This window comes from Haloarcula marismortui ATCC 43049 (assembly GCF_000011085.1).
Lineage (GTDB): Archaea > Halobacteriota > Halobacteria > Halobacteriales > Haloarculaceae > Haloarcula > Haloarcula marismortui.
This window is the reverse complement of the sequence record NC_006396.1, coordinates 667,995-689,453: the sequence shown is the minus strand read 5'-3', so window position 1 is coordinate 689,453 and position 21,459 is coordinate 667,995. Positions and strand designations below refer to the sequence as shown.

The window sequence follows — 21,459 nt, the reverse complement described above, 5'->3', positions numbered from 1 at the left end:
TGCCCATGCCAGGGCCGTCCTTTTTCGCGACCGACCGAACCGCCCTCCGGTCCCCGGAGCGAGACGACCTCAACTGGATACAGCACGTCTTTCACAACGAGCAGGTCTGGGGCTTGGGGACGTACGCCCGCCCGCCGACCACCGACCAGATGGAAACATACTACGAAGAGACGCTTTCCGACGAGGACTCGGTCCATCTACTGGTCTGTATCGACCCGGCCGGGAGTCCCGGCCCGGTCGAGGAGCGGACCGAGCCGGTCGGACTCGTCGCTATGACGGACCACGACACGGAGCGCGGCACAGCCGAACTGGCATACTGGCTTGACCCGGACGCTTGGGGTCAAGGGTACGCCACTGAGGCGGCGGGCAGGCTGGTCAAGTATGGCTTCGACCAGCGGGCGCTCCGAAAGTGGTCGGCGAAAATCGTGGGCGGGAACGACCGCTCCGTCGCGGTGGTCGAACGGCTGGGATTCACGAAGGAAGGGACACACCGTCAGGAGTGGTATCTCGACGGCGCGTGGCGAGACATGTTGTGGTTCGGCCTGCTCCGAACGGAGCGCGAGTAGTCCTTACCAGACCAGATACAGCATCGCGTACACAACGATACCCATCGAGAAGGAGATGAGCCACAGGCTTGCGGCCAGCTTTCCGGCTCGCGGATGGTTTGTCGATGGCAGTTCCGAGACGGGGTATGTGTAAGCCAGCAGCAGGACGTAGTACACCGCCGGAATGGCGATGATGGCGAGCAAGATGTGGACCGCGAGAAACGGCAGGTAGAAGTAGGTCTCGACGACCGACGGGCCGGTGAAGTCCGTCGGCCCGACAAGCGTTATCCGGTAGAGGTACAGCACGAGAAACAGGGCGAACAGGCCAAACGAGGAGAGCATCAGTTTCCGGTGTCGAGCGATGTTTCCGCGGCGGATGGCCCGGACACCGCCGATGATTGTTCCGATAGCGAGAGCGCTGACTACGGCGTTGGCGTGGGGAATGGCCCCGAGAACGCTCGCGGGCGCAGCGGGGAGAGCCGACTGGGGAATGGCCCCGAGAACGGCCCCGAACACGAGCGCAAGCGACACGACCGTCAACAGGCCAGTGAGTGCTGGCACGCGATACCGAGCCTGAAGATCCATACCACAACTCCGGACTGAATCCAGAATACGGTTTCGAGTCGCGTACGGCGAGGCGGGGTCCTACGTGGTTTTCGCTGACGGCCGCTCAACGTCGGTTACATTCAGCCGGACCCGTCCCGTCGATTCGTTGGCAAGGGTGATTTCCCATCCGTGACCGTGTGCGATTTCCCGAATTACGGCGAGGTGGAGCCCGACTCCTTCATCAGTGGAGGCGTAGTAGAGTTCAAACGGCCCCTCGTTTCCCGCCTCCAACGGAGGGCCGTCGTGTTCGAGGGCGAACCCATCGGCCGTGTCCGTGATCGTTACCTTCCCGGTGTCGGCCTGGTCCGTGGCGAGCCGAAAGAAGTTCTCTGCGAGCTGACACAGCCGGGTGCTATCGGCCAATATCGTCTCGGTACAGTCGATTTCGATGGTCAACCCATCGGTGTCGACCGTCGTCCAGGCGTCCCCCATCACGTCGGAGAGCGCGACCGGCTCGACAGTGTACTGTCTGCCGCCCTGTCGCGCGATTTCCATGAGATCGTCGATGAGGAACGAAATACGGGTGTGGCTGCGCTGGATGGCGTCAAACTCTTCGGCGGCGTGTTCAGCGGCGAGGAGTTCGACCCGTCCCATCGCTGCCTGAAGCGGGTTCCGGAGTTCGTGTGAGATGATCTGTGCGAGCTCTCGGAGTCGCTCTTTTTGTCGTTCCAGTTCCGTCGACCGCTGCTGGAGCGCGTCTTTCGTCTGGCTCGCGTCGATAGCCAGCGCGATGTTGTGGCCGACTTCCCGGAACGTGTCCTGTTCTTCCGTGTCGAAGATATCGACGCGGTCGGCGTACACTCCGAGGACGCCGTACGATGTCCCATCGTACACCAGTGGGACAGCGAGAACTCGGGCGCAGTCCGTTTCCAGTGCGTCTGTGTCATTTGCGAACGTTGCTGGGTCGATATCCGCAACGACCAGTCGGTCCTCCGACTCGGCGCGGCACAACGGCTCCGGCACGGTGATGGAGACGCGGTCCCGCTGTGAACCCAGCGCTCGAACGACCGGCCTGTCGTGCTGACAGGTCACCGTACAGGCTTCGCTGTATCTGGCTGTGCCCGCCAGAACCGCCGAGACGTCGCGTTCGATATCCACCCGCGACTGTGAGCGGACGAGCGCTTGATTGACCAGCCGGACGGCCTCGTTGAGCTGTTTTCGCTTGTTCGCCCGTTGACGGGCCGGGCTGGAAGCGACGGCGGCGTCGACCCGCGCCAGAAGCCGCTGGTGAGCGTCGCTCACTGTGCTCGGAACGTAGCTGAACACGTCGCGGCTGTAGGCCTCGCGGGCGATGTCGCCGTTTGTCACCTCGGCAAAGAGGACGACCGGGAGTTCGGGGTGATTTCGTTGCAGTCGATCAATAAGGGTCAACCCACCGAGATACTGTGTCCCGTCCGGGTTCTCCACTTCGCAGTTCGTGACGACACAGTCCGTGTCGTAGTCGCCGAGCGCACACTCCAGATCGCGAACACCGTCGAACTCGTGGACGGTGAGATCACTGTCCCGGAGCATCGAAATCGCGGCCCTGTCCTGGCTCGGACTACGGACAAACAGGACGGTGGGCTGTGACTTCATCACCCTTCCGAGGAGACACACGCATAAAGAAGTTACACCACGAAACACTCCATTATTGACACCTCCACCATCTCAGCGACACTATTGCCCATTTCAGGGGACGATTTATACACACGGCACCGTATCCTTTGATGATGGCACAACCGGGGCTGGAAATACATCGGACCCAGTCGGCAGTCATCGATGCGATACAATCTCTTATCGACAGTGCCGAGGAGAGCCTCACGGTTGCGGTCCCGAAATCGTCCCTCCCGGAGTTTGTCCCGCAACTCAGCGCCGCTATCGAGCGGGATGTACTGGTACTGTTACTGGTCCACGGCGATGCGACGGCACCGACGCCCGCATACGAGGATATCGCAACAGCGGTCAGGACAATCGAGAGCAACATCACCCCGTTGCTCGTGACCGCCGACACTCAGCGTGGACTCACTGGGCATTCTGGAATGCTGACTGACTCGATTGCAGAATATCAGGCAACCAAGTTCGATAACAAGAACCTCGCGCACGACCAGTTCACGATGTTTCTCGGTAGCCACTGGCTGATGGGGACGGAACGCTACGTCGCCGACGTGTGTGAGTTCCCGCGGACGTTCTCTGCCTTTCAGTTCGCGGTGCTCATGTCGGCGCTGGCGCTTCGCGCGGGGACGCCGATCACTGCTCGCGCCCGGGTACTCTCGACTGCGGACCGAACTGAAACAACGATATCGGGGCCGGTCATAAACGCCCGGCAGAGTCTCGTCTATCCCGCATCGAGCAAGAACCCGGCCGAACGGTCACTCACCATCGAGACCGAGGACGGACCAGTCACTGTCGGCGGGTCCGGTGCCACGAAGGAAGCCTATGAGTGTCTCAAAATCACGATAGACAGGGTTGCAGACGAATAACGCAGCCAGCAAACCGCTCTATTACGCAAAAATCGGCGTCAGTGCCGACCGTCGCTACTGGAAGGTGCGACTGGCCGTGCTCTCGTCAGTGACGCCGGGTTCGGCCCGGTCGAAGCGCTGCTCGATTTCGTCGTAGCGCTCGCGGGTCTCCTCGGTGACGCTGGGGCCGACTTCAGAGAGCGCGTGCTCGAAGTGGTCCATCGTCACGCGGACGTTGCTGACGCTGTCGCCGATGTCCTCGGGGTCCACGCTGTTGATGAACTCCCGGGTCGCGGCCATCGACGCCTCGCGGGCGACCGCTTCGATGTCCGCGCCGACGTAGCCGTCCGTGCGGCTGGCCAGTTCGTCGAGGTCGACGCCGTCGGCCAGCGGCTTGTCGCGGGTGTGGACCTGGAAGATGGCGCGGCGCGCTTCCTCGTCCGGGACGGGCACATGGACGTGCCTGTCGAGTCGGCCGGGGCGCAGGAGCGCGTCGTCGATGAGGTCCGGCCGGTTCGTGGTCGCGACGACCACGACGTTCTCCATGTCCTCGATCCCGTCCAGTTCCGTCAGGAGCTGGGAGACGACGCGTTCGCCGACGCCGGAGTCGGTCGTGCCGCCGCCACGTTCGCCGGCGATGGAGTCGATCTCGTCGAAGAACACCACGGTCGGGGCGTTCTCGCGGGCCTTGCTGAACACTTCGCGGACGCCCTTCTCGGACTCACCCACGAACTTGTTCAGGAGTTCTGGCCCCTTCACGGAGATGAAGTTGGACTGGGCCTCGTTGGCGACAGCCTTCGCTAGCAGCGTCTTCCCGGTGCCGGGCGGACCGTACATCAGCACGCCCTTCGCGGCTTCGAGGTCCATCGACTCGAACACGTCTTCGTACTCGAGGGGCCACTGGATAGTCTCCCGGAGCCGTTCCTTGGTGTCTTCGAGCCCACCGACGGAGTCCCAGGTGACGTCCGGGACTTCGACGAAGACCTCCCGGAGCGCGGAGGGCTCGATGCCCTTCATCGCCTCGCGGAAGTCTTTATCGCTGATCTCCAGGCGTTCGAGCACCTCGGCGTCGATTTCGTCGGATTCGAGGTCGAGTTCGGGTCGGATGCGCCGGAGGGCGTTCATCGCGCTCTCTTTCGTGAGGGTCGCGAGGTCAGCGCCGACGAAGCCGTGGGTGTTCTCGGCGTAGTTCTCGATGTTGATCTCCTCGGAGAGGGGCATCCCGCGGGTGTGGACCTGCAGGATCTCCTTGCGGCCCTTCTTGTCCGGGACGCCGATTTCGATCTCGCGGTCGAAGCGGCCGCCACGGCGCAAGGCGGGGTCGATATCGTCGACGCGGTTGGTCGCGCCGATGACGATGACCTGTCCGCGCTCTTCGAGCCCGTCCATCAGGCTGAGCAGCTGGGCGACGACGCGGCGCTCCACGTCGCCCTGGGTCTCGCCACGCTTCGGGGCGATGGAGTCGATCTCGTCGATGAAGACGATAGCGGGGGCGTTCTCGGAGGCCTCGTCGAAGACTTCCCGGAGTTGTTCCTCGCTTTCGCCGTAGTACTTCGACATGATCTCCGGCCCGGAGATAGTGGTGAAGTACGCGTCGATTTCGTTGGCGACGGCCTTGGCCATCAGCGTCTTCCCCGTGCCGGGCGGGCCGTGCAGGAGGACGCCCTTCGGCGGCTCGATGCCGAGCTGTTGGAACAGTTCGGGGTGGCGCATCGGCAGCTCGATCATCTCGCGGACCTGTTCGAGTTCGCGGTCGAGGCCGCCGATGTCCTCGTAGGTCACATCGGGCGTGTCGCTCGCTTCAGGTGCGCCCTCGCCGCTGTGGACCTGCTCGGCGGGCATCTCGCTGACCTGAATGTCTGTGGAGTCGGTCACGACGACCGTGCCGGAGGGCTCGGTCTCTGCGATCTTCAGCGGGATCTTCTGGCCGGACATCGAGGAAAGCGGTCCGAGACCGAAGCTAACGGGAACCGTCTGGCCCTGCGTGACGGCCTGCCCGCTGAGGTTGTTGCGAATCATCGGCCCGACGTTGCCCCGAACCCGGAGGTTCTGGGGCAGCGCGACGGTGACCGATGTCGCGGGGTTGACATCGGCCTTTTCGATGTTGACGGGGTCGTCGATGCCGACGTTAGCTTCCTGGCGGAGCTGCCCGTCGATACGGACGATGCCGTTCCCTTCGTCCTCGGGGTAACCGGGCCAGACCCGGGCGACTGCGCGGCTGTCCTGTTTCCCTTCGAGAACGATGTAGTCGCCGTTCTCGAGTTCGAGTTCGTCCATCGCGGCGCGGTCGATAGCCGCGAGGCCTCGGCCAGCGTCTTTCTGTTTGAGTGGTTTAACAGTGAGTCTCATCAGTAATCTCCCTCGCTGCCTGACAGTTCGATAGTGAGAACCCCGTGGTTGATAAACGCTCGTGCGTCGCCAGCGGGGATCTCCTGTTCGTACTGGTGGCCGTCAGCGACGACGATGACGGTCCCGTCGACCACATCGACACTCGCATCGGCGGCAGGTCCCACGTCCGCCGCGAACACGACGCTGTCGTCGTACTCGAATCGGCGGAGGGGCGTCTCGTCGAACAACTGCTGTTCTGAAGTCATGCTAACCAAAAGTAAGTGCTATAAGTATATAAACTCATCGCCGAAATACGCCGTACTGCAGAAAAATGAGGAGAGTTGCTTGAATGCGGTTCACACTCTATATGGGTGCGCCAATCTTTTATCCACACCGCTTCCGAACGGTGCCGCATGGAACAGGTCGATCACGATGGGCGAGTCACAGCGTACAGACGAACACAGTCTGCTGGCACAGGGCCGACAGCGTTGTATGTCCACGGCAGCGGTGCGACACACCGTGTGTGGGGCCGCCAGTATGCCCCGTCCGGACCGACCCATCCCGCCGTCGCGCTGGATCTGTCAGGCCATGGGGACTCTGACGACATCGACAGCGGGACCGGGACCACGACACTTGACGCCTACGCGGACGATGTTGTTGCGGTGGGGCAGGAGACAGACGCGGATGTGCTGGTCGGCAATTCGCTGGGCGGGGCCGTCGCCCAGTGGGTCGCGCTGGAGCGGGACTGGACGCCCGAGGCGATAGTGTTGCTGGGGACCGGCCCCGAACTCCCGGTGTTCGACGGGCTGCAGGAATGGCTCGCAGATGACTGGGACCGCGCCGTCGAGTTCCTGCACGAACGGGACCGCCTGTTCCACGACACCGGCCACGAGGCCGCGTCTCGCTCCCGCGAGCAGATGGCGGCGGTCGGGCAGGCGGTAACCCGCCGCGACTTCATGACGTGTCACGGTTTCGACGTGCGCGAGCGACTGGGCGAGATTGACGTGCCCGTGCTGGCCGTCTGCGGCGAACACGACAAACTGACTCCGCGCGCGTATCACGAGACACTGGCTCACGAGATCCCCGACGGAGAGGTGTCGTTTGTCCCCGACGCTGCCCATCTGGCGATGGTCGAACAGGCCGAGACGTTCAACGACCTCCTGAAGGAGTTCATCAAGGACGCGGTCTGAGCGGTTTGAGATATACTGAAGCGGCGCTATTGAGACACACAACTACTGACTGGAGGGGGCGACAGTGGCGGTCACGGCTTCGGCTGTTCTGCTGAAGCAGATGGCAGGCGAATAGTGATGACCGAACCTCGTGGCGTATTCTCGGCAAACGTGATGGTTCCGCCGGAGGTAGTGATAGTCCAGTAGGCGATCCAGAGACCCAGCCCGTTGCTGTGCTTGAGAGCCATTTCTGTCCCCGTTTCGATCACCTCCTGCTCTCGGTCAGGGAGTCCGGGACCGTTATCAGCGACCGCAACCGTAACGTCCCCGTCATCTGTGGGTCCCATAACCGTCACCGATACCTCTGGGACCGACTGGTCGTTGTGTTCGGCCGCATTTTCCAGAACGTTCCTCAGCGCGGAGTCGATCAAATCTACGGCGGATACCTCCGCCCGGTCCGGCCGTTCGACGCGAAACTCCACGTCTGGATACGTCCGTTCGAGGTCAGCTATTACGTCTGCAACGACAGCGCTGAGATCGACGGTCGTAGTTTCGACTGCGCCGTCCCCGACGAACCGCTCAAGGTCGCGAGCCCGCTCGCTTAATGTGACAATATCCTCTCCTTTCCGTTTGATTCGCTTCAGTTGTGGCTGGGCTTGCTGTGATTTGAGGAGGTTCTCAGTGGTCCCCAGAATGACCTGCATATCGTTACGGATGTCGTGGCGGAGGACGCGGTTGACGACCTCTAGGCGCTGGCGCTGGCGCTCGATGCGTTGTTCACGTTGTTTGCGCTCGGTTACATCAGTGAGTGTGATCAGTTGTCCCGTGACTGTGCCGTAGCCACGATGCAGCGGTGTCTGTCGTACTTCGTATGCTCGCTCTTCGCCATTCACGGGCACGGTAATTTCGGCACGGTCTGGGATGTCGTCGGTTGGCGAGTCACGGAGCTCAATCAAACCGGGGAGCACATCCTCAAGTGGCCGGCCGATCCACGCTGCCCCCGGTGTCCCGATAATGGCTTTCGCCTGTGGATTGAGATCGATGACAACGTCGCGTTCGTCGACGACAATGACAGCCTCTTTCATCGACGCGACGATCTCGTCCCGGGCGATCTCTCGGGCTGCAGGAATGACTTGAAGCAGTTGCCGACGAAAAACAGCGCCCCCCAGAAGGACGCCACTGAACACGAATCCGATCTTGGTCAGGTCAAATACGCTTGAGACGCCGGTAAGGTAGAGAATGTTTCCTCCCCACGGGAGGAGTGCTGCCAGGCTGAGTCCGATCGCCTGGGTACGGTAGACGCGTCCTGAGAACAGTGCCAGCTTCAGCATGAGGCCGGTCCCCACAGCCATCACGACGTACGCGTATGCGGTCCATGCCCAGAACGCGGGGCCCCGCTCCGTCACTGAAACGAGGAGCGAGCCCTGGAAAGCCAACTCCATCGAGGACCAGAACCACCCGTGGTATTGGTTTGTCCACACGAGCAAGATCATCAGGACAGGCCCGAGGAGTATGCCCGCCAGCTCTTTGCGGGTCGGAAGGCGAGTCTGACCCGTGTACTGGATGGCGAACAGGAGCCACGCGACGGGAACGGCCCCAATTGCGGGATACATGAGCTTGAGTGCGAGGCGCTTCGTTGCAAGGTCGGTCGCCCCGAGTTCAATCACAGACATCACCGACCACCAGGCGATGGCAACCATCAAAAAAACGAGAGAGCGAGACCCCGTGCAGTCGCGATAGTACACGCCAACACCAGCGATAAGAAGCGAAACTGCGGCGGAGAGAAGAGGGGTATATAGGTACCAAGAGAACTGGAATTCCATTCCTGCTGTTGAACTCCGTATCGCATATGCATGGGATTAACAGACTTTAAACCACCAGATATACCGATCAAGATCGAAAGTTGTACGAGCCTGAGCGGAACTGAACGGCTGAAGCTGCTGGCGTCTTACTCTCCGGGGTAAAACCACGGGCCGAGCGCGAAAAACAGTAGCGCGATGGCGAGCATCGCCCGCGGGCCGGCCCGGAACAGCGCCGCCGGCGCGACGACGGCCACCGCCTGCACGACGCCCATCGGCACCGCGTGTTTGGGACCGGGTTTCGGATAGTCGAAGGGTGCGATCATCGCCAGCGAGAGACCGAGTGCGCCGACACTCAGGACGAGCGGGTTCGTGATGCCGCTCAGATACGCCGTCGCGATGATGATACTCCCGAGGGTGTTCGGCATGCCCGGCCGCTCGTCGGGAGAATCGAAGTACGTCGAGTAGAAGGCGGTCCGGACGATGGAGCACACGACGTACGCGGAAGCGAGCAACGCGAGGCCGACGAACACGGCCGGGTGCGCGGACTCGATACCGCCGTAGGCGTCCGTCAGCAGCACGTAGAGAAAGAGGCTCGGTGTCGCACCGAACGAAACCACGTCGGTCACGGAGTCAAGCAGCGGGCCGACCGCCGAACTGTCGCCGTTCCGGGCAACGATTCCGTCGATAGCGTCAGCGATAACCGCCAGCAGAATGAGCCGAGCGGCCAGATGGGGGTCAGTGAAGGCGATGGCTCCGGCGACGAACCCGACGACGGCGTTGAACAACGTCACCGTGTCGGCGACACTGAGTCGTCGGCGTACCTCGAAGCCCATGGTTCCCCGGTTGGCCACGGCGTATATGAAGGACTCGAAAGCGAACGCTCCACAGTGCCGACCGGCAGCCCATCACTCCTCCGGGAGGTCGTGGCCGATGCGCAGACGGATGGCGGTGGCGAGCGTCCCGACGACGAGGACGACCAGTTCCCAGCCGCTCCGGGCGATTGGGAACACACGGTCGACAGTCTCGGGTTCCGGCTGGCCCGGATTGGGGTCGATACCGGTACTCATCTGCACCTCGCTGGAGTTGCCCATCGACTGCGTGGTCGAGCCACCGCTCCCGCCCGTACCGGTGCCACCGGCTGTCTGAGCGCGCGGCTCGGGTAGCTCGACGAACGTCTGGACGATACCGCGCTGGCTCGACAGCTCCAGATGGCCGCTGAGCTGATAGAACTGGTCGTACAGCGGCCAGAAGAGGTTCGCACCGCCAGTAATCAAGTCCAGCAGTACGTGACCCACCGCATACACCACAACACAGAACCAGCTGACTCGAACACCGTACGCCCCCCAGCGGCGCTTAATATACGATTTGTCGCGCAGGTACAGGTCGGCTCCGATGAGGAGCGCCAGCACCGCCGGGATGACGAGGTTCGTCGTCGCGGCTCGGTGACCGGCCTGCCAGTAGAGACCGAGGAACGCGTCTACATCGGGAAACGTGACGACGAGTATCGACAGGAGCAACGACCGCTTATCGAATGCAGCACCCAGCAGCGTTGCGGCGAGTAACCCAACAAAAGCGTAGTGGACCACCAGCGAAGGCATATAATAATCACTACCACCACAGAAATGAGCGTTGTGGTGGGCTCTATCAGAATTAGAAACTACCCCACCTGATTAATATAGTCACAGTAAATACATTGTCAGTGGGGAATCGGTGGGGTGGAACGGCACCCACTATCATTTCTGTAGATAAGAGCGACACGTCGGGTCAAAACAGCGAAAACGAGGACTGCTCAGTCTGCCGTGATTTCTTGCTGTGTCGTGGCCGTCTCAGTCTTCATTGGGGCGACGAGCCTGTAGACCCCGTACAGGGCCAAGACTAGGAGGCCGGCCAAGACCAGCCCGGTCCGGAGCGTCGGATCGACCATCGGGGTCGCGATGATCTCGCCCGCGTCGTTCGTCAGCGGTGCCGCGCTGTAGGGCTTACCCGCCAGTATCTCCACGATGCCGAGGACAACGACTCCCAGCAGCATCAGTCCGCCGCTGAGTGCCATCGCCGCTTTGTCGATGACGGTGGTGTGTTGTTGCATTGGTGGTCACCTCCTTAGCCGAGCAGGTACCTGAGTTTCGGGTGTCGTTTGACCAGTTTGGTCTTCTCGATGATCGCGTCGAGGCCATAGTAGCGACCGGTGGCCAGCACGATCATCGTCATGAACAGCAGCAGGCCCATGAAGTCGCTGTTGACCAGCCCGTGGCCGAAGCCCGCGTTGCCGATCCAGAACAGGGACATGAAGAAGACCCCGAACACGGATGCGAGCCTGACTAGCGCGCCGACCATCAGTCCCAGCCCGATGAGCGTCTCGCCCAGCGGAACCATCGCCTGAATGAGCCAGCCCAAGTGTTCGCCCATCAGCACGGGGATCGGACCGAGTGCCGTGCCAGTCATCTGCTTGAGATACATCGGCCCGTAGCTGTAGGCCAGCCCGTCTTCGATGAGCTTCGTTACGCCTGCGTGGAAGAACCACCAGCCGGTTACGACACGCAGGAACGCCAGCCAGTATGCGGTCCAGGCCCCGCCGAGCTTGAGCTCGAAGTCGTCTGCCAGGGGGTTCGCCGCTTGATAGGACATCTGTGTCACCTCACATATGGAGTTCCGCACCACGGTGGCATATAAGGGAGAGGGTGTTCCCACAGAGTGAAAACCCATCTCAGCGGCTGAGAAGGCAGATTTCAGCGGCTGGGTGTATCGGGCCCTGTTCGGCTGTGGGTTTTAGGAGCTTTCGCGGGGATGAGAGCCACCTACGGGCCACCGTGAGGTTCAAACCCTCCATGCAACTACGGTACGACACCAATGGTACTCGAACTGACGGGCGAACACACCACAGCACGGGTGATGGTCGACGACGAATCGCTCGTCGAGAGCGGGTGTCGGGAGCAGATCGAGACGCTCATCGACCATCCGGCGTTCACTGAGCCGGTTCGAATCATGCCGGACACGCACTGGGGGGCCGGCGCACCTATCGGCTTTACGATGCCGTTGAGCGAGCGCGTCGTGCCGAACATCGTCGGCGTCGACGTGGGGTGTGGAATGGCCGCGACGAACCTTGGCCCGCAACTCCCGCTAGAAGACGCTGAGCGCGAGCGACGCGTCCGCGAGGCGGTCCCGATGGGGCGGTCGGTCCACGACTACGACGATGCGGTCCACTTCGTCGAAGCGTTCCCGTTCGAGCGGGCCAACCGCATCTTCGAGCAGTTCGACACGGCCTACGCCGAGCGGTTCGGCGAACACATCGACCCCGTCGAGTTCGACTTCAACGGCTACGACGGAGAGTACTTCGAGTCGCTGTGTGACCGCGTTCTAGCTGACCAGCGCCAGGGCATGGGGTACATCATCAAGAGCGCGGGGACGCTGGGCGGCGGGAACCACTTCGTCGAGTTCGGCCAGGCCCGCGAGTCGGGTGACTACTGGCTGGTCATCCACAGCGGTTCCCGGTATCTGGGTAAGTCCGTCGCCGAGTACTGGCAGTCGACGGCGACGGACCGCCGAACAATCGGCGAGATCCGCGACCAGCTTCCCGAAGAGTACGTCGAGTACCTGAAATTCGACCCCGATACAGTCGAATCCCGCGACCTCTACGCCTGGGTCACTGGCGGCATGGGCGAATCCTACATCCGGAAGGACCGCCTCCGCCGCGAACTGGACGGCAAGGAGATCGAGGACGCCTTCGACGCGCTGGGACAGGTTCAGGATGCCATCCACAGCAGCGACGACGAGGACCGCAACACGGACTTAGACTGGCTGGAGGGTCGCGAGGCCCACGGCTACCTCGTCGATATGCTGTTCGCCCAGCAGTACGCCCGCTGGAACCGCGAACTGATGAGCGATGCCGTCTGTGACGCCCTTGGCGTCGACCCCGTCGACCGCTTCCAGTCGATTCACAATTACATCGACTTCCGTGACCTCACTATTCGCAAGGGAGCGACGCCCGCTCGCGACGGACAGCGGTTGCTGGTCCCGTTCAACATGGCCGACGGGTCGATTATCGCACGCGGGAAGGGCAACGACGAGTACCACCAGACAGCGCCACACGGTGCGGGCCGTGTGATGAGCCGCCGGCAGGCCCACAGCGAGGTCGATATGGACGAGTTCGCCGAAGCGATGGACGGTATCTACTCGGAGTCCGTCATCAAAGGCGTCCGGGACGAAGCGCCGATGGCGTACAAGGACGCCGACGCGATACTCTCGGCTATCCAGCCCACTGCCGAGGTCGTCGAGTACGTCGACGCCGTCCATAATCTGAAGGCAACTGAGTGAGCGAACCTGTTGGTCTGGCAGAAAGTGATTAGGACACGAAGGCCCTGTCTCCGGTATGACCATTCTTGTGGCTATCGCCAACGATTCGGTCTCTCCGGCAGTCATTGATACGGCAGTTCGACTCGCCGACGGACTCGACGAGGAACTGTACGTCGTCCACCTCGTCGACGAGAACACCGCTGATGGCACAGCCATGCAACTCCGGGACGAGATGCGCGACCGGTTCCGCGACGCCACCGTCGTGGCGACGGTCGCTATCGAACACGTCGGCCGGTCTGCAATGCGCTCGGGCACGCGGATCGGCAACGAACTGCTCGAACTCGCGGCTGATGTGGATGTTCAGCACATCGTCATGGGCCACGAGCCGAAGGGGCTGGCCGGCAGACTCCGGGAAGGCGACGCCGCAGTCGCCGTCATCGACGCCGCCGATGTGCCCGTTACTATCGTCCCCGAAGGTCCCGTCGACGCGTGAACGCCGTGCGGCGTATCACAGGCCCAGCTCCCGGCCGAGCACCATCCGCTGTATCTCGCTCGTTCCCTCGCCGATTTCCATGAGCTTCGCGTCCCGGTAGAACCGCTGCGGGGCGAAATCCGTTGTGTATCCGTAGCCGCCAAGCACCTGAACGGCGTCTTCGGCGACCTCGCGACAGATTTCGCTGGCGTCGAGTTTCGCTAGCGACGACAGACGCGTCACGTCTTCGCCCTGGTCGTACATCGTCGCAGCCTTGTGGGTCAGCAGGCGAGCGCGCTCGATTTTGCGGTCCATCTAGACGATTTTGTCCCGGACAGCGTCGAACTTCGAGATGGGTCGGTCGAACTGCTCGCGTTCGGTAGCGTAAGACTTCGCGGCCTCAAACGCCCCCTGTGCGAGCCCCGTCGAGAGCGCAGCAATGGAGATGCGGCCGCCGTTGAGCGTCTTCAGGGTCTGTGCCCAGCCGTCGCCTTCCTCGCCGAGCAGTCGGTCCGCGGGAACCCGGCAGTCGTCGAACTGGAGTTCGCAAGTCGGCGAGGCGTTCAGCCCCATTTTGTCCCACTCGGTCGTCACGTCCCAGCCGTCGTCTTCGGGAGCGACGATGAATGTCGAGATGCCATCGTAGCCGGCCTCGGGGTCGGTGACAGCCTTGACCAGCACTGACCCGGCGACAGAAGCGTTCGTGATGAACTGCTTGGTCCCGTTGATGACGTACTCGTCGCCGTCACGCTCGGCCATGGTCTCCATGTCGCTGGCGTCGCTTCCGCTGCCCGGCTCTGTCAGCGCCCAGCCGCCGAGCTGGTCCCCAGAGGCGAGTGGTGTGAGCCAGCGCTCTTTCTGGGCATCCGTGCCGAACAGCTCTATCGGCTTGGCCCCAAGAGAAGTATGGGCCACATACGAGAGCCCGATGCTTCCGGAAACGCGCCCGAGTTCCTCGGCGACGAGCGCATACATCAGCGTATCGCCGCCCAGCCCGCCCCATTCCTCGCTGATCGGCACCCCCATCACGTCCAGCTCGCCGAGTTCCTCGAATATCTCTGCCGGAAACCGGTGCTCGTCCTCGATGTCCTGCGCTATCGGCTGAATCTCGTTTTCACAGAACGTGCGGACCGAGTCCCGTATCATCCGGTGTTCGCCGGGAACGTCGAACTCCATACCGAGCCTATGTGTTGTGTTATTAAATACCACACGAGGGCAGACACAAGCCATTTGACCGCCCACGGCGTTTCTTAGAGGGAATGGCGTTCCGGCGACTCCTCCGTGGAACAGTCCCCTGGGAGCAACTCGAAGGTGTGGTGCGAGCGGTGATAGGGCGGTACGACGAGCCCGCGGCTCGCGTGGCGTTTCTGGAGGCGGACAACTGGCTCTCGACCCCGCTGGTCGTCAACGACCAGTGGTTCGTGAAAGTCATCACGGGGCAGAACTCGCTGGTTCATACACTGTTGACCGCCGGCCGCAACATCGGCGCGTTCTCGTCGGGCACCGAGGGCTTTTTTGAGCACTTCGGGACGCCCTACGAGATGGCGGAACACGAACTGGCGGCGACCCGACGGATGCGGGAGATCGGCGTTAACGCTCCCGAACCAATTGAGGCCTTCGAGTACGACGGAATGGGGGTTCTGGTGCTGGAGTATATTCCCGACTTCGAACCGCTGGATGACCTTCCGACCCAGACCGTCGAGCGACACAGTCCAACGGTGTTTGACTTCCTCAACCGGATGCACAAGGACGGCCTCGCACACGGCGATTTCCGCTGTGAGAACGTGCTCGTGGCCCACGGTGACCTGTACTTCATCGACGCCACGAGCGTCCGCGAGGCGGCTATCAGGGACGCTCGCGCCTACGACGTGGCCTGTGCGCTTGGCGCGCTGGAGCCGCTCATCGGTGCACCGGCTGCTGTCTCCGCTGCCGCACAGTATTACGATACGTCTGAATTGTTGGCTGCCGAGGAGTTCCTCGATTTCGTCAACATTCGCCCGGACCACGACTTCGCCGCCGCCGAAATCCGCGGAGCCGTCGAAAAACACGCGTAGGCCGTCCGGAACAGTTTCAGTCCGCTGGCGCTGCTCCGACCGACCGGCTTCTAGCAACAACGCCGATACCGACGAGCACGACGGCTCCGCCGGCGACGGTCGACGGACCAGGTATTTCCGCGAGCAACAGCAGCGCCAGCAGCGCGCTCCCGACCGGTTCACCGAGCAGTGAGACACTGACCATACTGGATTCGACGTGTGCCAGCGCCCAGTTGAGGACGGTGTGGCCGAATACGCCGGGGCCAACGGCCATCGCGAAGAACAGTGCCCACTCCCGGGGCGGGTAGCCTGTCACAGGGTGGCCCGACGCGACGACGAAGACGAGCAGGCAGACCGCGGCGACACCGTAGACGACGGTCACGTAGGGGATAAGGGGGAACCGCTGGCGGAGCGAGCGTCCGGCGAGCACGTAGCCGGCGGCCATGACACCACCGACGAGGGCCAAGGCGTTGCCGTACAGTGGACGCTGGCCGACAGTCCCGCTTCCGAGCAGTTCGCCGACAGACATCACGATGATACCGCCGATAGCGACCAGAATGCCCGCCGTCGTGCCACGCGTGACACGCTCGTCCAGTAGCGCCCACGCGCCGATGGCGACGAACAGCGGCTGGCACTGGACCAGCGTGACCGACGCCGCAACGCTCGTCCACGCCAGGCTCTCGAACCACGCGGCGAAGTGCACTGCGAGCGCGACGCCCGTCGCCCCGGCCGCCAGTACGTCCCGTCGAGCGAGTCGCCCGAACGCCGACCGATGCCGACCCAGCGCCAGCGGGGCCAGCAGCGCGGTCGTCAACAGGACACGGTAGAATGCCGCTACCGACGCCGCAGCGTCGGTCCAGCGGACGAGAATCGCGCTCGTACTGACCGCAAGGACTGCGACGACCAGCCCGATTCGCGGGTCGATTCGCGGCTCGGTCACGTCCACTCCGCTCCGCTGTGGCGCGGAGACATCACGACCACACCAGTTATCGTAACGACACGTCCACTCATCCTGTGGCAGTATCCGACACGGGGATAAAGAAACACCGGATACGATAGTTGGGACCGTGCCGTCTGCGGGCAGGCCAAGTTACCCTTCGAGTAGTTTCTTCGTCTGCTGATGGCGATACCGGAACATCGGTTCCATCCCGAGACAGCCGAAGGGGCCAAGGGCCCGGCCGAGCGGTCCGCCTGGTAGTTCAAACTCGACGTGGTCGTGGACGAGCGTCTCCCTGTCGCTCAACGCTCGGAAGGTGTGCGTATGCTCCCAGTGGGGAAAGGGCCCTTCCTCCATCACGTCGCGGAACATCGCTTCGTCCTCGCCTTCTTCCCGAGCAACGATGTTCGAGACCCACTGCTGGCGCGGCGGCACGCCAAAGGGCTTGATCGAGGATTCGACGACCGACCCGGCGGTTAGTTCGTCGGGGTTCGGCTCGCCATCCGGTCCCCGCTCCGCCTCGATGCGGATGTTCATCCAGTCGGGGGTCAGTGCGACCAGCCCGTCGCCTGTCGCGTGGAATTTCCAGACTTCTGCTAGCGGGGCTTCGACGCGAACCTGGCGCTCGTAAATGTCCATACACACAGTAGGGGAAGCGCTGGCAAAACACCCGCGGTAGCCGCGACTGATTCCGGGACGCGGTCAGGGCCAGATGCCGCCTTCCTCGGCCGCAGCGACGACGCGCTGGATAGCGACGACGTACATCGCCGTCCGGAAGTTCGGCGCGCCGGTCTCCTCGTAAGTTTCGACGAGGTCGTCAAACGCGTTCGTAATGATGGTCTCCAGTTCGTCGTTGACCCGCTCTTCGGACCAGTAGAACCGCTGGCGGTTCTGGACCCATTCGAAGTACGACACCGTGACGCCGCCGGCGTTGGCGAGGATATCAGGGAACACGGCCACGTCGCGCTCCGTGAATACGTCGTCCGCGTTCGGTGTCAGCGGGCCGTTGGCCGCCTCCACGACGATGTCGGCCTGTACATCCCGAGCGAGGTCGCCGTCGATAGCGTTTTCGAGTGCCGCCGGAACAAGCAGGTCCACGTCCATCGTTAGCAGCTCTTCGTTGGTCAGTTCCTCCGTCGCGCCCTCGTAGCCGGCTAGCGACCCGGTCTCGCTCTTGAACGCCTTCGCGTCGCGTGCGCCGAGCCCGTCGGGATTGTAGACGGCACCTGAGGAGTCCGATACGGCGACGATGTTCGCGCCTAGATCCTCGATGAGTTTCGCCGCCACGGAGCCGGCGTTCCCGTAGCCCTGGACAGCCACCGTCGCGTCCTCGATGTCCTTGCCAAGATAGTCGAACGCCTCGCGGGCCGTGAGCATCACGGACCGGCCAGTCGCTTCGACGCGGCCCGCACTGCCACCCGACTCCGGAGCCTTGCCGGTGATGACGCCGGGTTCGGTGGTGTTCTCCAGCGTCTCGTAGGTGTCCTTAATCCAGTTCATTTCCCGCTGGCCGGTGTTGACATCGGGCGCGGGGATGTCCCGGTCCTCGCCGATGATTAGCCGGAGTTCTTTCGCGAACGACCGCGTTATCCGCTCGATTTCGCTGGCCGAGTACTGGCGCGGGTCGATCTCGATACCGCCTTTCCCGCCGCCGTAGGGGATGTTGACCGCAGCGCACTTGTACACCATCCAGCCAGACAGCGCTTTGACCTCATCGCGTGTGACCTGTGGATGATACCGGATTCCGCCCTTGTACGGTCCCCTGTCACCGTTGAACTGTGACCGGTAGGCACGAAACACCTCGACGGAGCCGTCGTCCATCTCTACGGAGAGGTTCGTCTCCAGCACTCGCTCGGGGTGTTTCAGCCGTTCGAGCACGTCGGTCGAATATTCGAGATAGTCCGACGCGTCGTCGATCTGCTCCTGTAAACTCTCAAATGGGTTTACCTCAGGCGACATACGGCTAATATCTCAGACTGTGGGGAAAAGGGTACCGCCGTCCATGGGATTTTCCAGATAACAGTTACCCACGACGGAACCAGTCGGTCAGACGGAATGTCTGTGACTGAATCGCCCACGGCTACACGATACGTGCAAGATACTGGTCCAGCGAACGAACAGGTAACGTCGGAGAACAACGCAATCCCAGAGCGGCTACAGGCTAACCAAGAGGGCCGCGTTGATCACGACGGCCGCCACCCACGGGAGCGCCAGCCCGAGCGGCACGACGACACCACGTTGGTCGCTCAGCAACTGGCGGGTCAGCCCTGCCAGCCCGAGAACGCCGATCTTCGTCAGGCCAAGAACGGCAATTCCAAACGTCTCTATCGCGGCCCGCATCACGGGGTTTCCTTCGTGGAGACCGTGCTGGAGGCCGATGTGTGTCAGCCACACGTCGACGATGAGCGTCACGGCGACGACAAGCCATAGTTCTCGCTCGACGGCCGCAAGTTCGTCGAGCAGAGCGCTACACCACCCGTCGATGGTCCCTATCAGGACCGTTCGGTCCGTTGTGAACACGTCACCCTCCGCAACCACGCCCCCACGTGGTCTGTTATCCCGTTTTCACCCACCGTATTAGATACACACTGTTTACCACTGAAAGGGAGGGAGTAGGGGCTGTATACTCCCGACGACTACGACCCCAAGGGGTCGACCGTCGACAACACGTTCGATGTCCCAGTGCATATCATCGTAGCTACCCCACGCGTGATTATCACCTCTCATAATGGTGGCATACCATTGATATTGGGTGCCTGAATAGCTAGATACTATGAGTGCCATCGGTCATTCCCGAGTCACGCCTTTGATACCCGGGAGTCCGCGCCGATGGCTCCCGCTTCTGGTTTTGCTTCTCGCGGTCCCGCTTCTCATGCCGATTGCGACAGACACCGTTGTAGCCGAAGACACTGAACCACCAGAATGGGGCAACGCGACGCGGAGCGACGACACGACCATTGAGGTCACTCTGTATGACGACGAGTCGATAGCCACGAACACGATTCAGGCAGACGATTTTACACTGACTGCGGGTCGGGTAGAGAACGTCTCTGTCACGTCGATCAATGCAGCGAAGGGGAATAAAAGTGGGGCGCGTGTGTCGCTCGCCCTCGAAAGCAAGGTAGACAAAAACAATGTCTCAGTCAGCCTCCGCAATACTGCGAACATCACCGATACGGCAGGCAACGAACTCCCGGATGAGGCAGTCACCGCAACCGGAATGGATGCCGTCGTACCGAAGTACAGGGATTTCAATGTCACGCGGGTCAACAGTTCGACCGCCGAAATCACCGTTGAGACACATGAACGATTAGATCAACTACGCGTCTCCATCGGCGGGGCATCGCTTGACACGCTCAATATCTCAGCATTCACTGAACGTACCGGCAACTCAGCCGTCTACACCCGGGAATACACGTTCCCTGAAGAAGGTGAGTACTCACTGTTGCTGATGTCGGTGACCGACAGGCACGGGAACAACAACTCCTTTTCCCGACAGCAGACGTTCCTCTATGATGGGACTGGACCGAACGTCACCGTTACTGGTCCGAGAAACGCGACAGTTGGCGAACCAGTGGCGTTCTCTGCAGCGGAAACGACAGACGGCCAGGGTGTTGAGTCTATCCAGTGGCAGGTGGGTGATGACACGATCCTGAGCGGCGAGAACATCACCGTGGCATTCGCCTCGCCTGGCAGTCACGAGGTTGCAGTGACGGCTACCGATCCATTTGGGAACACGGAAACAGTGACCAGAGTCGTGTCTGTGACGGGGAATGGAACCGTTGGGAACGTGACCGTGCAGCAACCGAATGCGACTGTCGCAAGTGTCTCGGTGAATGGGACTGGGCAGTCACAGGTGATCCAGCCCCAAGTGGGTGCACTCACCAGCGGCCCGAACGGAACACTGGAACGACTCACGGCGTCGTTCCCGTCCAACGAATCTGCGACGCTCACCATCCGCTCTCGCCAGCCTCCGCCGTCGTTCGCGACTGCGACTGGCCACACTGGTATCAGCCGGTTTGCTCTCGACAATGGCGCAGTTCCAACTGCGGATGTGCTGGTTAGGTTTACTGTGAACCGCGACACACTTGCGGCGGTCGACGCGGAGCCCGGAGCTGTGACACTGTTCCGGAACAGCAACGGATGGACGCCGTTACCGACTGAAGTCGCCGACCGGACCGAATCGCACATCGTGTACCGGGCTACATCACCGAGTCTCTCAACGTTTGTTGTCGGAGTCGAGCGGGTGACAGCAGCAGACGCGGATTCGGAGACAGCGACGACAAATGAGACGGCAACGTCTGAAGCCGCGGCAAACGGGATATCGACATCTGAATCCGAGACGACTGAGACATCGACGCCTGAACCCGAGACACAAACAGAGACCGCCGGAGAACCAGATATCGTGGTCACGAACGCCACGGCTGCTCCGTCGACGCTCAGTCCCGGCGACCGGACCGTCATCACTGTCGATCTGGAAAACCGGGGCACTGCAAGCGGCGACCACAACGTAATCGTCGCGCTCAACACCTCGATACTGACAACGCGGACGGTCACCGTCCCTGCTGGCGAGACGCGAACGACGGAGTTTGCCCGCTCCGTTCCGGAAAACAGGACCGGCGAGCTAACGGTCGACGGGCAGCGCGTCGGGAACGTGACGGGTGACAGCGGTGGTCTCCCGATTCCAGCGCTCCCGTCGATCGGCGTTCCGAACCCGCTCTCGCTGTGGCCTGACGGCATCGTCGGAACCGTTCTCGGTGGGCTACTGGGCGTCGCTGTTGGGCTGTACGGCGTTCTCAAAGCGCTGGCGATCTATCTCGGCTACTAAATGACAGAAGC

Annotated in this window: 20 protein-coding genes and 1 pseudogene; 7 read left to right on the top strand and 14 right to left on the bottom strand. The window is 62.0% G+C overall.

Annotated features, from left to right (window positions below):
* Positions 1-5: 5 nt before the first annotated feature.
* Positions 6-566, top strand: a complete 561-nt coding sequence (locus tag RR_RS07515; RefSeq protein ID WP_011223239.1) for a GNAT family N-acetyltransferase — start codon at positions 6-8, stop codon at positions 564-566.
* Positions 567-569: 3 nt separating this feature from the next.
* Here the strand turns inward: RR_RS07515 and RR_RS07510 are convergent, their stop codons facing one another.
* Positions 570-1,130, bottom strand: coding sequence for a DUF420 domain-containing protein (locus RR_RS07510; RefSeq protein ID WP_004961586.1), 561 nt, complete (start codon positions 1,128-1,130; stop codon positions 570-572).
* Between the two features lie 60 nt (positions 1,131-1,190).
* Positions 1,191-2,726, bottom strand: coding sequence for a hybrid sensor histidine kinase/response regulator (locus tag RR_RS07505; RefSeq protein WP_011223238.1), 1,536 nt, complete (start codon positions 2,724-2,726; stop codon positions 1,191-1,193).
* Positions 2,727-2,857: 131 nt separating this feature from the next.
* Between RR_RS07505 and RR_RS07500 the strand changes: the two genes are divergently transcribed.
* Entirely contained in the window at positions 2,858-3,610 is a 753-nt protein-coding gene (locus RR_RS07500; protein ID WP_011223237.1) for a TrmB family transcriptional regulator sugar-binding domain-containing protein, read from the top strand.
* 54 nt (positions 3,611-3,664) lie between these two features.
* On the opposite strand, the gene RR_RS07495 is transcribed toward RR_RS07500, so the two are convergent.
* Positions 3,665-5,938, bottom strand: coding sequence for a CDC48 family AAA ATPase (locus RR_RS07495; protein ID WP_011223236.1), 2,274 nt, complete (start codon positions 5,936-5,938; stop codon positions 3,665-3,667).
* Complete coding sequence (locus RR_RS07490) at positions 5,938-6,183, bottom strand: DUF7127 family protein (protein WP_011223235.1); 246 nt, start codon at positions 6,181-6,183, stop codon at positions 5,938-5,940. The genes RR_RS07495 and RR_RS07490 overlap by 1 nt, the downstream gene beginning before the upstream one ends.
* A 147-nt stretch (positions 6,184-6,330) precedes the next feature.
* On the opposite strand from RR_RS07490, the gene RR_RS07485 reads away from it, so the two are divergent.
* A complete protein-coding gene (locus RR_RS07485; RefSeq protein WP_011223234.1) occupies positions 6,331-7,107 on the top strand; it encodes an alpha/beta fold hydrolase in 777 nt (258 codons plus the stop codon).
* A gap of 71 nt (positions 7,108-7,178) precedes the next feature.
* Here RR_RS07485 and RR_RS07480 read toward each other — a convergent pair whose 3' ends face one another.
* The 5 genes from RR_RS07480 to RR_RS07460 all read right to left on the bottom strand — a co-directional run bounded on the left by RR_RS07480 (position 7,179) and on the right by RR_RS07460 (position 11,513).
* A complete protein-coding gene (locus RR_RS07480; RefSeq protein ID WP_011223233.1) occupies positions 7,179-8,909 on the bottom strand; it encodes a histidine kinase N-terminal 7TM domain-containing protein in 1,731 nt (576 codons plus the stop codon).
* Positions 8,910-9,034: 125 nt separating this feature from the next.
* Entirely contained in the window at positions 9,035-9,721 is a 687-nt protein-coding gene (locus RR_RS07475) for a protein sorting system archaetidylserine synthase (protein ID WP_011223232.1), read from the bottom strand.
* A 72-nt stretch (positions 9,722-9,793) separates the two neighbouring features.
* Positions 9,794-10,486, bottom strand: coding sequence for a metal-dependent hydrolase (locus RR_RS07470; RefSeq protein ID WP_004961609.1), 693 nt, complete (start codon positions 10,484-10,486; stop codon positions 9,794-9,796).
* A 191-nt stretch (positions 10,487-10,677) separates the two neighbouring features.
* On the bottom strand, positions 10,678-10,974 hold the full coding sequence (locus tag RR_RS07465) for a hypothetical protein (RefSeq protein WP_004961612.1): 297 nt from the start codon (positions 10,972-10,974) through the stop codon (positions 10,678-10,680).
* A gap of 14 nt (positions 10,975-10,988) precedes the next feature.
* Positions 10,989-11,513, bottom strand: a complete 525-nt coding sequence (locus RR_RS07460; RefSeq protein WP_049939142.1) for a DoxX family membrane protein — start codon at positions 11,511-11,513, stop codon at positions 10,989-10,991.
* Between the two features lie 222 nt (positions 11,514-11,735).
* Between RR_RS07460 and RR_RS07455 the strand changes: the two genes are divergently transcribed.
* Positions 11,736-13,199, top strand: a complete 1,464-nt coding sequence (locus RR_RS07455) for an RNA-splicing ligase RtcB (RefSeq protein ID WP_011223230.1) — start codon at positions 11,736-11,738, stop codon at positions 13,197-13,199.
* Positions 13,200-13,254: 55 nt separating this feature from the next.
* A complete protein-coding gene (locus RR_RS07450; RefSeq protein WP_011223229.1) occupies positions 13,255-13,671 on the top strand; it encodes a universal stress protein in 417 nt (138 codons plus the stop codon).
* Positions 13,672-13,686: 15 nt separating this feature from the next.
* Here RR_RS07450 and RR_RS07445 read toward each other — a convergent pair.
* Positions 13,687-14,826, bottom strand: a pseudogene (locus RR_RS07445) (acyl-CoA dehydrogenase family protein).
* 83 nt (positions 14,827-14,909) lie between these two features.
* Here RR_RS07445 and RR_RS07440 point away from each other — a divergent pair.
* Positions 14,910-15,704: an RIO1 family regulatory kinase/ATPase gene (locus RR_RS07440; protein ID WP_011223226.1), complete on the top strand. Its 795-nt coding sequence runs from the start codon at positions 14,910-14,912 to the stop codon at positions 15,702-15,704.
* A 16-nt stretch (positions 15,705-15,720) separates the two neighbouring features.
* Here RR_RS07440 and RR_RS07435 read toward each other — a convergent pair whose 3' ends face one another.
* The 4 genes from RR_RS07435 to RR_RS07420 all read right to left on the bottom strand — a co-directional run bounded on the left by RR_RS07435 (position 15,721) and on the right by RR_RS07420 (position 19,158).
* Positions 15,721-16,629 (bottom strand): DMT family transporter, encoded by a 909-nt coding sequence (locus RR_RS07435; protein ID WP_007187811.1) that lies wholly within the window; start codon positions 16,627-16,629, stop codon positions 15,721-15,723.
* 144 nt (positions 16,630-16,773) lie between these two features.
* On the bottom strand, positions 16,774-17,259 hold the full coding sequence (locus RR_RS07430) for an SRPBCC family protein (protein ID WP_004961629.1): 486 nt from the start codon (positions 17,257-17,259) through the stop codon (positions 16,774-16,776).
* A gap of 63 nt (positions 17,260-17,322) precedes the next feature.
* Complete coding sequence (locus RR_RS07425) at positions 17,323-18,579, bottom strand: Glu/Leu/Phe/Val family dehydrogenase (RefSeq protein WP_007187810.1); 1,257 nt, start codon at positions 18,577-18,579, stop codon at positions 17,323-17,325.
* A gap of 195 nt (positions 18,580-18,774) precedes the next feature.
* A complete protein-coding gene (locus tag RR_RS07420; protein WP_007187809.1) occupies positions 18,775-19,158 on the bottom strand; it encodes a DUF5658 family protein in 384 nt (127 codons plus the stop codon).
* A gap of 235 nt (positions 19,159-19,393) precedes the next feature.
* Here RR_RS07420 and RR_RS07415 point away from each other — a divergent pair, with 235 nt between their 5' ends.
* On the top strand, positions 19,394-21,448 hold the full coding sequence (locus RR_RS07415; protein ID WP_011223223.1) for a PKD domain-containing protein: 2,055 nt from the start codon (positions 19,394-19,396) through the stop codon (positions 21,446-21,448).
* Positions 21,449-21,459: the final 11 nt, after the last annotated feature.